At 62.8% G+C, this 13,844-nt stretch carries 10 protein-coding genes; 9 read left to right on the top strand and 1 reads right to left on the bottom strand.

Going from position 1 to position 13,844, the window contains the following annotated elements; all coding sequences use genetic code 11:
- Positions 1–388 precede the first annotated feature (388 nt).
- The 6 genes from BM136_RS16870 (at position 389) to BM136_RS16845 (ending at position 8,589) form a co-directional block, all read left to right on the top strand.
- Positions 389–979: a TetR/AcrR family transcriptional regulator gene (locus BM136_RS16870; RefSeq protein WP_021196492.1), complete on the top strand. Its 591-nt coding sequence runs from the start codon at positions 389–391 to the stop codon at positions 977–979.
- A 51-nt stretch (positions 980–1,030) separates the two neighbouring features.
- On the top strand, positions 1,031–2,818 hold the full coding sequence (locus BM136_RS16865) for an acyl-CoA dehydrogenase C-terminal domain-containing protein (protein WP_024976653.1): 1,788 nt from the start codon (positions 1,031–1,033) through the stop codon (positions 2,816–2,818).
- A 74-nt stretch (positions 2,819–2,892) separates the two neighbouring features.
- Positions 2,893–5,373, top strand: coding sequence for a 3-hydroxyacyl-CoA dehydrogenase/enoyl-CoA hydratase family protein (locus BM136_RS16860; protein WP_092973294.1), 2,481 nt, complete (start codon positions 2,893–2,895; stop codon positions 5,371–5,373).
- Between the two features lie 33 nt (positions 5,374–5,406).
- The gene (locus BM136_RS16855; protein ID WP_092973292.1) at positions 5,407–6,606 is read left to right on the top strand and encodes an acetyl-CoA C-acyltransferase; all 1,200 of its coding nucleotides are present in this window, start codon (positions 5,407–5,409) and stop codon (positions 6,604–6,606) included.
- Between the two features lie 226 nt (positions 6,607–6,832).
- A complete protein-coding gene (locus BM136_RS16850; protein ID WP_092973290.1) occupies positions 6,833–7,798 on the top strand; it encodes a DegV family protein in 966 nt (321 codons plus the stop codon).
- 26 nt (positions 7,799–7,824) lie between these two features.
- Positions 7,825–8,589, top strand: coding sequence for an enoyl-CoA hydratase (locus tag BM136_RS16845; RefSeq protein ID WP_092973288.1), 765 nt, complete (start codon positions 7,825–7,827; stop codon positions 8,587–8,589).
- 65 nt (positions 8,590–8,654) lie between these two features.
- Here BM136_RS16845 and BM136_RS16840 read toward each other — a convergent pair whose 3' ends face one another.
- Positions 8,655–9,092, bottom strand: coding sequence for an acyl-CoA thioesterase (locus BM136_RS16840; RefSeq protein WP_092973286.1), 438 nt, complete (start codon positions 9,090–9,092; stop codon positions 8,655–8,657).
- A gap of 90 nt (positions 9,093–9,182) precedes the next feature.
- Between BM136_RS16840 and BM136_RS16835 the strand changes: the two genes are divergently transcribed.
- The 3 genes from BM136_RS16835 (at position 9,183) to BM136_RS16825 (ending at position 13,434) form a co-directional block, all read left to right on the top strand.
- The gene (locus BM136_RS16835; RefSeq protein ID WP_092973284.1) at positions 9,183–11,021 is read left to right on the top strand and encodes an ABCB family ABC transporter ATP-binding protein/permease; all 1,839 of its coding nucleotides are present in this window, start codon (positions 9,183–9,185) and stop codon (positions 11,019–11,021) included.
- A 15-nt stretch (positions 11,022–11,036) separates the two neighbouring features.
- On the top strand, positions 11,037–11,981 hold the full coding sequence (locus BM136_RS16830) for a LysR substrate-binding domain-containing protein (protein WP_004633215.1): 945 nt from the start codon (positions 11,037–11,039) through the stop codon (positions 11,979–11,981).
- A 151-nt stretch (positions 11,982–12,132) separates the two neighbouring features.
- Positions 12,133–13,434, top strand: coding sequence for a Glu/Leu/Phe/Val family dehydrogenase (locus BM136_RS16825; RefSeq protein WP_092973282.1), 1,302 nt, complete (start codon positions 12,133–12,135; stop codon positions 13,432–13,434).
- Positions 13,435–13,844 lie beyond the last annotated feature (410 nt).

Genomic DNA, 13,844 nt, shown 5'->3' with positions numbered 1-13,844 from the left:
TTACTGATGGGTAGCACTAGAAAATCCATCCGCTATGCTGTGGCGCACCCGTTTTATAGGTGCGGCGCACACCCTGAAAAGCCTTTCATATAAAGGGTTTGTGGGATTCGCGCTGCACCGCGGAAGGTTGCAAATCGGGGCCGCCATTTAGACGCCGCTTTCTAATAAAACACTTGCCGCTCCAAGTGCCCCTGTAAATAATTGAACGACCGTTCGATTTTGGGCTAGAGTGTTCGCGCAGGCTGGTTTACAGTCCTGCCCGGCACGCGAAAGGCGCCCTGCAAGAAGCCAATTTTCTCGCGTGTCACGCCCCAGAAAAGAACGGAGAGAAATCATCATGCGTCACCCGACCGCTCGTCTCGAATCAAATCACGCAGCAGCCACGCCGATGCGCAAGGGCGAACTGACGCGTGCAGCGATTCTCGATGCCGCGCTGGAATTGGCTTCGCGCGACGGACTGGAAGGATTGACGATCGGTGTGCTCGCGGAGCGCATGCAGATGAGCAAGAGCGGGGTGTTCGCACACTTCGGCTCGCGTGAGGATCTGCAGGTGGAAGTGGTTCGCGAGTATCACAAACGGTTCGAGCAGGAAGTCTTCTACCCGAGCTTGACGGAACCGCGCGGTCTGCCGCGCCTGTGGAGCATGGTGCGACGCTGGATGGAGCGTCGCATTCAGGAAGTGACCACGGGCTGCATCTACATCAGCGGCGCGGTGGAGTACGACGATCGTGCCGAAAGCCCGGTGCGCGACGAACTCGTCAAGAGCGTGACGATCTGGCGTGCAGCCTTGGCTCGCGCGATCGCACAGGCAAAGGAAGAAGGCCACCTGCGTGCAGAAGCGGACCCGCAATTGATGCTCTTCGAGATGTACAGCCTGGAGCTGGGTCTGCATCACGATGCGCGTTTCCTGCGGTTGCCGAACAGTGCCGAACTGGCCATGGTGGCGCTTAACAAACTCATTCAGTCTTACCGAACCTGACGCGGCATCGCACACCTAGCGGTCGCGCAGTACACACCAAGGAGTTGCAAGATGGGTCAATACACCGCACCGCTGCGTGACATGCAGTTTGTTCTCCACGAGCTTCTCGGCGTGGAGGACCACCTGAAGCAAATGCCGCAGCACGCGGAGATCGATGCAGACACCATCAATCAGGTGATCGAGGAAGCCGGCAAGTTCTGCTCCGAAGTCATCTTCCCGCTTAATCAGTCCGGCGATCGCGAAGGCTGCACCTACCACGGCGACGGCGTGGTGACGGCTCCCAAGGGTTTCAAGGAAGCGTATCAGCAGTACGTCGAGGCTGGCTGGCCCTCACTCGGCTGCGATCCCGAGTACGGTGGCCAGGGTCTGCCCATCCTGATCAACAACGCGCTGTACGAGATGCTGAACTCGGCCAACCAGGCGTGGACGATGTATCCGGGGCTGTCGCACGGCGCGTACGAAGCCCTGCACGCACACGGCACGGACGAACTCAAGCAGCGCTATCTGCCCAAGCTGGTGTCGGGCGTGTGGACCGGCACGATGTGCCTGACCGAGCCACATTGCGGCACCGACCTCGGCATCCTGCGCACCAAGGCTGAGCCGCTGGCCGATGGCTCGTACGCCATCACCGGCACGAAGATTTTCATCTCGGCGGGCGAGCACGACTTGGCCGAAAACATCATCCACCTTGTGCTGGCACGCCTGCCGGACGCGCCGGGCGGCACGAAGGGCATCTCGCTGTTCGTGGTGCCGAAGTTCATTCCCGATGCCAACGGCAACCCGGGCGAGCGCAACGGCGTGAAGTGCGGCTCCATCGAACACAAGATGGGCATCCACGGCAACGCCACCTGTGTGATCAATCTGGACGGCGCACGCGGTTGGATGGTCGGCGAGCCGAACAAGGGCCTGAACGCCATGTTCGTGATGATGAACGCCGCCCGCCTGGGTGTCGGCATGCAGAGCCTGGGCCTGACCGAAGTCGCTTACCAGAACTCGGCGGCCTACGCCAAGGAACGCCTGCAGATGCGCAGTCTGTCGGGCCCGAAGGCGCCGGACAAGCCGGCTGATCCGATCATCGTGCACCCGGATGTGCGCCGCATGTTGCTGACGCAGCGTGCCTTTGCCGAAGGCGGCCGCGCATTCAGCTACTGGATCGCCCTGCAGATCGACCGCGAGCTGTCGCACGAAGACGAGTCCGTGCGCAAGGACGCGGCTGATCTGGTCGCGCTGCTGACGCCGATCGCCAAGGCCTTCCTGAGCGACAACGCATTCATCTCCACCAACGAAGGCATGCAGGTGTTCGGTGGCCATGGCTACATCGCCGAGTGGGGCATGGAGCAGTACGTGCGCGATGCCCGCATCAACATGATCTACGAAGGCACGAACACCGTGCAGTCGCTGGACCTGCTGGGCCGCAAGATCCTCGGCGACATGGGCGCCAAGATGAAGAAGTTCGGCAAGCTGGTCCAGGACTTTGTGGAAGCCGAAGGCACCAACGAAGCCATGCAGGAGTTCATCAATCCGCTGGCCGACATTGGTGACAAGGTTCAGAAGCTGACCATGGAAATCGGCATGAAGGCCATGGCCAACCCGGACGAAGTGGGCGCCGCCGCTGTGCCGTACCTGCGCGTGGTCGGTCACCTGGTGTTCTCGTACTTCTGGGCCCGCATGGCCAAGATCGCTCTGGAAAAGCAAGACAGCGGCGACACCTTCTACAAGGTCAAGCTGGCAACGGCGCGCTTCTACTTCGCCAAGCTGCTGCCCGAAACGGCTTCGCAGATCCGCATGGCACGTGCCGGCGGCGCGACGCTGATGGCACTCGAAGCGGATCTGTTCTAAACAGCCGCATTCTCTTGGGGCGACGTGTGCAAGCGTCGCCCCCTCGTCTCTTCCTCTCTCCCCGCGAGGACACCATGACCCGCACTGAACTCTCCACCAGCGCGCAGCCGCAGGCCGGCCAGCGCTCCAACTTCCTCGTCCGGCGTGTTGCTGTGCTGGGCGCCGGCGTGATGGGCGCGCAGATCGCCGCGCACTTGGTCAACGCCAAGGTTCCCGTCACGCTGTTCGATCTTCCGGCCAAGGAAGGCCCGAAGAACGGCATCGTGCTCAAGGCCATTGAAAACCTGAAGAAGCTGTCGCCGGCGCCGCTGGGCATCAAGGACGACGCGAACCTGATCCAGGCTGCCAACTACGAAGACGACATCGAGCGCCTGCGCGACTGCGACCTCGTCATCGAGGCCATTGCCGAACGCATGGACTGGAAGCATGACCTGTACAAGAAGGTCGCGCCGCACATTGCTCCGCACGCGATCTTCGCATCGAACACCTCGGGCCTGTCGATTACCGAACTGTCAGACGGCTTTGATGCCGAGCTGAAGTCGCGCTTCTGCGGCGTGCACTTCTTCAACCCGCCGCGGTACATGCATCTGGTCGAGCTGATCCCGACCGCGCACACGCGCGGCGACATCCTCGACAAGCTGGAAACGTTCCTGACCTCCGCGCTCGGCAAAGGCGTGGTGCGCGCGAAGGACACGCCCAACTTCATCGCCAACCGCGTCGGCATCTTCTCGATCCTGGCCGTGTTTGCGGAATCGGCCAAGTACGGCATTCCGTTTGACGTGGTGGACGACCTGACGGGCTCGAAGCTGGGCCGCGCCAAGTCGGCGACGTTCCGCACGGCCGACGTGGTGGGTCTGGACACCATGGCGCACGTCATCAAGACGATGCAGGACAACCTGAAGGACGATCCGTTCGCCCCGGTCTACGCCACGCCGCCCGTGCTGGCCAAGCTGGTGGAAGCGGGTGCCCTGGGCCAGAAGGCAGGCGCCGGTTTCTACAAGAAAGAAGGCAAGGAAATCAAGGTGCTGGACCCGCAAAGCGGCCAGTACGGCCCGAGTGGCAAGAAGGCGGATGACATCGTCGTGCGCATCCTGAAGAAGGAGCCCGCCGAGCGCCTGAAGCTGCTGCGCGAATCGACCAACCCGCAGGCGCAATTTCTGTGGGCCGTCTTCCGCGACGTGTTCCATTACATCGCTGTGTATCTGGAGCAGATTGCGGATTCCGCTGCGGAAGTTGATCTGGCGATCCGCTGGGGCTTCGGCTGGAACAGCGGCCCGTTTGAAGACTGGCAAGAGGCCGGCTGGAAGCAAGTCGCCGAGTGGGTGAAGGAAGATATCGAAGCCGGCAAGGCGTTGTCGAACGCGGTGCTGCCGCAGTGGGTGTTCTCCGGTCCGGTCGCGGACAACGGCGGTGTGCATTCAGCACAGGGTTCGTGGTCGGCCAAGCAGGGCACGTTCCTGCAACGCAGCACGCTGCCGGTGTACGGCCGCCAGGTGTTCCGTGCACCGATCAAGGGTGCGACCGCGGTGAACCCGCTCACATATGGCAAGACGATCGAAGAGACCGATGCCGTGCGCATCTGGGTGGACGACGCGGCCGGCCAGGACGACGTGCTGATCGTCTCGTTCAAGAGCAAGATGAACACGATCGGACCGAGCGTCATCGACGGTCTGACGCGCGCGGTTGATCTGGCGGAAGCTGGCTACAAGGGTCTGGTGGTGTGGCAGCCTACATCGCTCAAGCTGGGCGCACCGGGTGGTCCGTTCTCGGCCGGTGCAAACCTGGAAGAAGCCATGCCGGCTTTCATGATGGGCGGCGCCAAGGGCATCGAGCCGTTCGTCAAGAAGTTCCAGGACGGCATGATGCGCGTGAAGTACGCCGGCGTGCCGGTTGTGTCCGCTGCGTCGGGCATCGCACTGGGTGGCGGCTGCGAGCTGCTGCTGCACTCGGCCAAGCGTGTGGCTGCGCTGGAAACGTACATCGGTCTGGTGGAAGTGGGCGTGGGCCTCGTGCCGGCAGGTGGTGGCCTGAAGGAGGCGGCTCTGGCGGCAGCCAAGGCTGCACAGGCAGCAGGCAGCACCAACATCCTGCAGTTCCTGACCAACCGCTTCCAGGCGGCGGCCATGGCCAAGGTGTCGTCGTCTGCGCTGGACGCGCAGAAGATCGGCTACCTGCAGCCGACCGACACCATCGTCTTCAATGTGCATGAATTGCTGCACGTTGCACGCAACGAAGTGCGTGCGCTGTCCGATTCTGGCTACCGCGCACCGCTGCGTCCGGTGGGCATTCCGGTGGCGGGCCGTTCGGGCATCGCCACGATCAAGGCTTCGCTGGTGAACATGCGTGATGGCGGCTTTATCTCGCAGCACGACTTCACGATCGCCTCGCGCATCGCTGAAGCCGTGTGCGGCGGTGATGTCGAAGCCGGCGCGCTGGTGGACGAAGAATGGCTGCTGGCGCTGGAGCGCAAGGCCTTCGTGGATCTGCTGGGCAGCTCCAAGACCCAGGAACGCATCATGGGCATGCTGCAGACCGGCAAGCCGGTGCGTAACTAATTGCCGCGACGACAGAGAAACAGGAGTTTCATCATGACCAAGCAACTGCAAGACGCCTACATCGTCGCCGCGACGCGTTCCCCGATCGGCAAGGCACCCAAGGGCACGCTCAAGAACCTGCGCCCGGACGACCTGCTGGCGACCATCCTCAAGAGCGCCGTCGCCCAGGTGCCGAACCTGGACCCGGCGCTGATCGAAGACGCCATCGTCGGCTGCGCGATCCCCGAAGCGCAGCAGGGCCTGAACGTGGCGCGTATCGGCGCGCTGCTGGCCGGCCTGCCCAACACCGTGGGCGGCGTGACCGTCAACCGTTTCTGCGCCTCGGGACTGACCGCCGTGGCGATGGCTGCCGACCGCATCCGCGTGGGCGAATCCGACGTGATGATCGCCGCCGGTGTGGAATCGATGAGCATGGTGCCGATGATGGGCAACTCGCCGTCGATGTCGCCCGAGATCTTCACGCGTGACGAGAACGTCGGCATCGCCTATGGCATGGGCTTGACGGCCGAGAAGGTCGCCCAGCAGTGGAAGATTTCGCGCGAGGCGCAGGATGCCTTCTCACTGGCTTCGCACCAGAAGGCACTGGCCGCACAGCAAGCCGGCGAGTTCAAGGACGAGATCACCCCGATCGAGATCATCGAGAAGTTCCCGAACCTGGGCACGGGCGCGATCGACATCAAGACGCGCACGATGTCGCTGGATGAAGGCCCGCGTGCCGATACGTCGGTTGAAGGCCTGGGCAAGCTGCGCGCCGTGTTCGCCAACAAGGGCAGCGTGACCGCCGGCAACAGCTCGCAGACCTCGGACGGGTCGGGCGCGCTGATCCTCGTGTCGGAAAAGATCCTGAAGCAGTTCAACCTGGTGCCGCTGGCGCGCTTCGTATCGTTTGCAGTGCGCGGCGTCCCGCCGGAAATCATGGGTATCGGCCCGAAGGAAGCGATTCCTGCCGCGCTGAAGGCTGGCGGCCTGACGCAAGATCAGATCGACTGGATCGAACTGAACGAAGCGTTTGCTGCGCAGTCGCTGGCCGTGATCCAGGACCTGGGCCTGGACACCAGCAAAATCAACCCCCTTGGCGGCGCGATTGCGCTGGGCCACCCGCTTGGTGCGACCGGCGCCATTCGTGCGGCCACGGTGGTGCACGGCCTGCGCCGTCGCAACCAGAAGTACGGCATGGTGACGATGTGCGTCGGCACCGGCATGGGTGCTGCAGGCATTTTCGAACGCATGTGACCCCACGCAAGGGGGAAGGCTCAGGTAGCTTTTTAGGGCCTTCCCCTGCTTGCTAATCGCCCGTCTCACCACGCATAGTTGCGCAGGCGCGCAGTCGTTCCAGACAAACGCGCCGAAGAATGCGGCCGGCACCAAGCCGGTATCGCAATAGAAGCGGAGCCACGATTCCGCAACAGAGGAGACACACCACCGGGCCACCGGCGGTGCACCAAGAGGAGGGCGCGCGATGGGCAACGCTATCGGCGACACAATCGTATTGACCGACGCGGCATGCGACATGCCACGCTCGATGATCGATCAGCTGGGGTTGGGCGTGGTGCCGTTCCGCATTCGTGCGGGCGAATTGTTTGTGGAAGACCGCCGCGATGAGGCGGCCCTGCCGCAGCTCTATCGCAAGTACCTCGTCGACAAACAGGATCACTATGCCGAATCGATTCCGCTGCTTGAACGCGAGATCGAAGACTACCTGCTCAAGCACGTGGTCACGCAGCACGACCGCGCCTTGCTGCTGACGATTGCCAGTTCGCGCAGCCATTTCTACAGCCACGCAACCGGCGCGGTGGTGGGCACCACCGCCAAGAGTTTCAAGCCACGCAAGGATGCCGGCCGCTCCGGCCTGTTCGAGTTGACGGTGGTGGACACCGGCGCCATTGGCCCCGGCCAGGCGCTGATGGTGCACGAAGCCGCGCGCATGCTGCGTGAAGGCGCGGAGGTGCGTGACGTCGTGCATGTGATCGAGAGCCGCCTGCGCGACGCTTCGCACGTCTACCTCGTCCCCGACGAGTTGCTGTACATGTACACGCGCGCCAAGCAGAAAGGCGAGAAGAGCATCACCTGGAGCCGCTACATGATGGGCACGGCGTTCAACGTGCGTCCGCTCATCCATATGCACCGAGGCGAGACAGAAGCCATTGCCAAGGTGCGCGGTTCCGACGAGGGGATTCGCCGCCTGCTTGCGCATACCGAAACCATGATCGCCGAGGAGCGTCTGGCCACGCCCGTGGTGGCGATCACGTATTCCGGTTCGCTCGACACCGTGCGCCGCATGGAGCCGGTACAAGCGTTGATGCGAACCGCACAGGATCACGGCGTGGAAGTGCTGCTCGCGCCGATGAGCCTGACCGTGGCGTTGAACGTGGGGGCCAACGCGTTTTCCGTCGGTTATCTATCTGACTCTCCTGTGCCCATCTAGCGGCGCAGGTTTTACCTGGAGTTTTCATGTCGATTCGTACCGAGACCGCAGACGGCGTCCTGACGCTGACCTTTGATCGTCTGGACCGCAAGAACGCCATCACGGCCGCGATGTATCAAACGTTGGCCGATGCCCTGGTGGCCGCCGAGACTGATCACACCGTCCGCGTGATTGTGCTGGCCGGCCACGAGAGCGTATTCACGGCGGGCAACGATCTCGAAGACTTCATGAAGAATCCGCCAAAGGACGAGAGCGCCCCCGTGCACCAGTTCCTGAAGGCAATCAGCACAGCGACCAAGCCGCTGATTGCCTCGGTGAGCGGCGCGGCTGTCGGCGTGGGCACAACGATGCTGCTGCACTGCGACTTGGTCTATGCATCCGAGACGGCCAAGTTGTCGATGCCATTCGCGCAGCTGGGCCTTTGCCCGGAAGCCGCATCAAGCTTGCTGTTGCCGCAACTGGCCGGCTATCACCGCGCGGCGGACAAGCTGCTCTTCGGTGAGCCATTTGACGCGCACGAAGCGCGCGAACTGGGCCTGGTTAACCGCGTGCTGCCGGCCGGGGAGCTGGATGCCTTCGTGCGTACGCAGGCGCGCAAGCTGACGTTGTTGCCGCCCGCATCGCTGCGCGCCACCAAGCGCTTGATGAAGGAAGGTGCCACGTCGCAGATCGCGGAGCGCATGTCGATCGAAGGCAACCAGTTCGGCGAGATGCTGCGCGCACCGGAAGCGCGCGAGGCGTTCACGGCGTTCTTCGAAAAGCGCCGCCCAGACTTTTCCAAGTTCAACTGAGCGAGGCGTTCATACGCAAAAGAAAACCCGGCGCGAGGCCGGGTTTTTTGTTGAGCGTTGCCGGTTCAGAGCGGCGGCAGCACGCGCGGCTTGCGCGTCTCGTCGGTGGCCACGTAGGTGAGGGTGGCTTCCGTCACCTTGACGGTGGCGTGGCTGCCATTGGCGTGCATGCGCTGCGCGTAGACCTCCACGTCCACGGTAATCGACGTGCGCCCCGTCTTGACCACGTTGGCGTAGAAGCTCACCAGATCGCCCACGTACACGGGCTGCTTGAAGACGAAGGAGTTGACCGCGATTGTGGCCACGCGGCCGTTGGCGCGCACCACGGCGGGAATCGACCCGGCGATGTCCACCTGCGACATGATCCAGCCGCCAAACACATCGCCGTGGACGTTAGCGTCGGAGGGCATGGGCATCACGCGCACGGCGGGCTGCTTGTCGGCGGGCAGCGTGACGGTTTCAGTGGTGGCTTGGGTATCGGACATGATGATGCAGGGCAGCATTGAAGCGGAGGGAGGGCCCACCAGCGAGCCCAGGGCGCGCGCAGGTGATCGGTGGGAGAATACACAATCCGCCATTTTATTGCACCGCACATGCGCCGCTTTCCCGCCTCTTCCGAACCGCCTCCGCCGGGGGCTGCCCGCGGCGACTGGCGCACCATCAAGAGCCTGCTGCCGTATCTGATGGCCTACAGGTGGCGTGTGGCACTGGCGCTGTCGTTCCTGATCGCGGCCAAGGTGGCAAACCTTGGTGTGCCGATGGTCATGAAACGGCTGATCGATTCGATGAACGTGTCGCCGTCCGATCCACGCGCTCTGCTGGTGGTGCCGGTGGGCATCATCCTCGGCTACGGGCTGCTGCGGCTGTCGACGTCGCTGTTCTCGGAGCTGCGCGAAATCCTGTTTGCGAAGGTCACAGAGAGTTCGGTGCGCACGCTCGCACTGCAGGTGTTCCGCCATCTGCATGCGCTGTCGCTGCGCTTCCATTTGGAGCGCCAGACCGGTGGCATGAGCCGCGACATCGAGCGCGGCACGCGCGGCATCCAGTCGCTCATTTCGTATTCGCTGTACAGCATCCTGCCGACGCTGGTGGAAGTCGGCCTTGTCATCACGTATTTCTTCGTGAAGTACGACGTGTGGTTCGCGCTCATCACGTTCTGCGCGCTGGTCAGCTACATCGTCTTTACGGTGACGGTGACGAACTGGCGCACGCACTTCCGCCGCAAGATGAACGAGCTGGATTCGCGCGCCAACCAGAAGGCAATCGATTCGCTGCTCAACTTCGAGACGGTCAAGTACTTTGGCAACGAAGACTACGAAGCACGTCGCTACGACGAGAACCTGAAGCACTACCGCGCCGCGGCCATCCGCTCACAGAACTCGTTGTCGGTGCTGAACTTCGGCCAACAGTTCATCGTCGCCACGGCGCTCATCCTGATTCTGTATCGCGCCACGCAGGGTGTGGCGGCGGGGCACATGACGCTGGGCGATCTTGTACTCGTCAACACGCTGATGCTGCAGATCTACATTCCGCTCAACTTCCTGGGCGTGATCTACCGTGAGCTGAAGCAGGCGGTAACCGACATGGACCGCATGTTCAACCTGCTGCAGACCAACCGCGAAGTGGCCGACAAGCCCGACGCCAAACCGTTGGCGGTGCACGCGGGCGAAGTGCGCTTCGCGCATGTCGACTTCAGCTACGAGGCCAATCGCCAGATTCTGTTCGACGTGGATTTCACGATTCCGGCCGGCACAACCACCGCCGTCGTTGGGCAGAGCGGCTCGGGCAAGTCGACGCTGGCGCGCCTGCTGTTCCGCTTCTATGACGTGAAGTCCGGCGCCATCCAGATCGACGGTCAGGACCTGCGCGATGTCACGCAATCCAGCGTGCGCTCCGCCATCGGCATCGTTCCGCAAGACACGGTGCTCTTCAACGACAGCATCTATTACAACATCGCCTACGGCCGCCCCGATGCGAGCCGCGAAGAGGTGATCGAAGCCGCCCGCGCGGCGCAAATCCACCACTTTGTCGAATCGCTGCCTGATGGCTACGAGACGCAAGTCGGCGAGCGCGGCCTGAAGCTCTCCGGCGGCGAGAAGCAGCGTGTGGCGATCGCACGTACCTTGCTCAAGCGCCCGCCAATCCTTGTGTTTGATGAAGCGACGTCGGCACTCGACTCGCGCACCGAGCACGCCATCCAAGAAGAGCTGATGCGGCTTGCGCAGAACCACACCACGCTGGTTGTTGCACATCGGTTGTCGACCATCGTGCGTGCGCACCAGATTCTGGTGATGGAACACGGCCGCATCATCGAGCGCGGCACGCATGAATCGTTGTTGCGTGCGGAAGGCCGTTACGCGCAGATGTGGCGCATGCAGGCACGCGAGCCCGAACGCGTCGCCGAAGAAACAGAAGACACCCGAGCAGGTTGAGGGAGAGACAACGCGATGGAACTCAAATGGCTGGAAGACTTCATCAGCCTGGCCGAGACGCGCAGCTTTTCGCGCTCGGCCGAATTAAGGCACGTGACGCAGCCGGCGTTTTCGCGACGCATTCAATCGCTTGAGGCGTGGCTCGGCAACGAGCTGATCGACCGATCAAGCTACCCCACACGCCTCACGCCCGCCGGCGAAGTGTTCTACGAACAGGCGTTGGCGATGCTCGCCCAAGTGAGTGAGACGCGCGCGCTGATGCGCGGCCAGCGCCCGGCCAGCGCGTCGACGATCGACTTTGCTGTGCCGCATACGCTCTCGCTGACGTTCTTCCCTGGCTGGCTCGCGCAGGTGGAAGAGAAGATCGGCAAGCTGCAATGTCGGCTGCGCGCGCTCAACGTGCACGATGCGGTGATGACGCTGGTGGAGGGCGGCTGCGATCTCGTGATGGTTTATCACCACGCGCGGCAGATGATCCAGCTTGACCCCACGCGCTACGACATGCTGGTGCTGGGCACCGAGCGGCTTTCGCCGTTTTCCAAGCCTGATGCAAGCGGGCGGCCGATTTATCGGCTCGTTCCCACGGCGCGCAAGCCGATCGCCTACCTTAGCTACACGCCCAATGCCTTTCTGGGCCGCATGGTGGATGTGCTGCTGGAAAACTCGCCCGTGGCACCGTTGCTCGACAAGTGCTACGAAACCGACATGGCCGAGGCGCTCAAGGTGATGGCGCTGGCTGGCCATGGCGTGGCCTTTCTGCCGGAGAGCGCGGTGCGGGAGGACGTGGCCGCCGGACGCCTCGTGCGCGCGGAAGGCAAGGGCGGCGGTACGTTGTCGATCGAGATGGAAATCCGGCTCTATCGTGAGCACCCACAAAGCGGCGCACACGACCGCCGGCACCCCCAGTCCAAGCGGAAACGCGAGCTGATCGACACGTTATGGAGCGCGTTGGCCGGCTGAACGGCGCCTCGGATTCTGGTAGGGGGTTATGCGTTCAATGCATAACCCGATGTAAAAACGGCATTGGATTTCGTTCTGGGCGGTCCCTAAGCTGGCGGGCATTTTGTGGGACTTGAAGGGCCTTACCAAGGCCCAAAAAAGGAAGACAGCCATGTCCAATGTCGCATCTCCGTCGACACTCCAGCACGCCATCCCGTCCTATCTGCCGGCCGACAATCTCGGCCCGTGGGGCATCTATCTGCAGCAGGTCGATCGGGTCACCCCCTATCTCGGCTCGCTCGCACGTTGGGTTGAAACGCTCAAGCGCCCCAAGCGCGCGCTGATCGTCGATGTGCCGATCCAGATGGACGACGGCCGCATCGCCCACTTCGAGGGCTACCGCGTGCAGCACAACACGTCGCGCGGCCCGGGCAAGGGCGGCGTGCGCTTCCACCAGGACGTGACGCTGTCGGAAGTGATGGCGCTGTCTGCATGGATGTCGGTGAAGAACGCGGCCGTGAACGTGCCGTACGGCGGTGCCAAGGGCGGTATCCGCGTCGACCCACGCAAGCTGTCTTCCGGTGAACTCGAACGCCTGACCCGCCGCTACACCAGCGAGATCGGCATCATCATCGGCCCGAACAAGGACATTCCGGCCCCGGACGTGAACACCAACGCGCAGATCATGGCGTGGATGATGGACACGTACTCCATGAATGAAGGCTCCACGGCCACCGGCGTGGTGACCGGCAAGCCGATCGCCCTGGGCGGCAGCCTGGGCCGTCGCGAAGCCACTGGCCGCGGCGTGTTCGTGGTCGGCAGCGAAGCCGCGCGCAACCTCGGTATCGACGTCAAGGGCGCGCGCGTGGTGGTGCAGGGCTTCGGCAATGTGGGCAGCGTGGCCGCCAAGCTGTTCCACGACGCCGGCGCCAAGGTCATTGCCGTGCAAGACCACAAGGGCATCGTGTTCAATGGCAACGGCCTGGACGTCGACGCGCTCATCAAGCACGTTGACCACAATGGCAGCGTGGCCGGCTTTGCTGCAGAGACCGTCTCGCAAGACGATTTCTGGGCTCTGGACTGCGAATTCCTGATTCCGGCTGCACTGGAAGGCCAGATCACTGCGAAGAACGCGCCCCATATCAAGGCAAAGATTGTCGTGGAAGGTGCAAATGGCCCCACGACGCCTGAGGCGGACGACATCCTGCGCGACCGCGGCATCCTGGTCTGCCCGGACGTGATTGCCAACGCCGGCGGCGTGACGGTCAGCTATTTCGAATGGGTGCAGGATTTCTCGAGCTTCTTCTGGACCGAAGACGAGATCAATCAGCGCCTGGTACGGATCATGCAAGACGCCTTCCGTGGCGTCTGGCAAGTGGCGCAGGACAACAAGGTTACTCTGCGTACGGCGGCGTTCATCATCGCCTGTACGCGGATTCTGCAGGCCCGCCAAGAGCGCGGTCTGTACCCCTGATCGGCAACGCGCTGGTCAATACCGGCGCGGTGCTCCAACAGGGCGCCGCTCTGGTCTATCGCGTTGCTGCCGATCAGGCGGCCATGCGCGACGGTTGAAGAAAGCCGGTGCTCATGGGACGAACCATAACGTTCCGCAGCGCCGCACCATGAGAAGGGCGATAGCATCATCGTCGTCCTTCCCATCCTCAAGTCGGGTTCGTTAAGCGACAGAGAGCGCACATCGGGCGGGCTTTATTTCCCCTTGTTTTCCTTAGCAATTGGCGGTCGTCCGCTCAAGCAATCTGGCATGCGTGCCGATGTTGCAAAGCGTTGCCGTGTCTGGTGCTGCGTGTCTTTTCCGGATTTTCGGAAAAGCACAACGTAAGGTATCCGGTTGCTTGGAAAGCGCGGTTGCGGCAGGGTCCGCGC

Source organism: Ralstonia sp. NFACC01 (genome assembly GCF_900115545.1).
Classification (GTDB): Bacteria; Pseudomonadota; Gammaproteobacteria; order Burkholderiales; family Burkholderiaceae; genus Ralstonia; species Ralstonia mojiangensis.
This window is presented reverse-complemented; position numbering and strand designations above follow the sequence as displayed.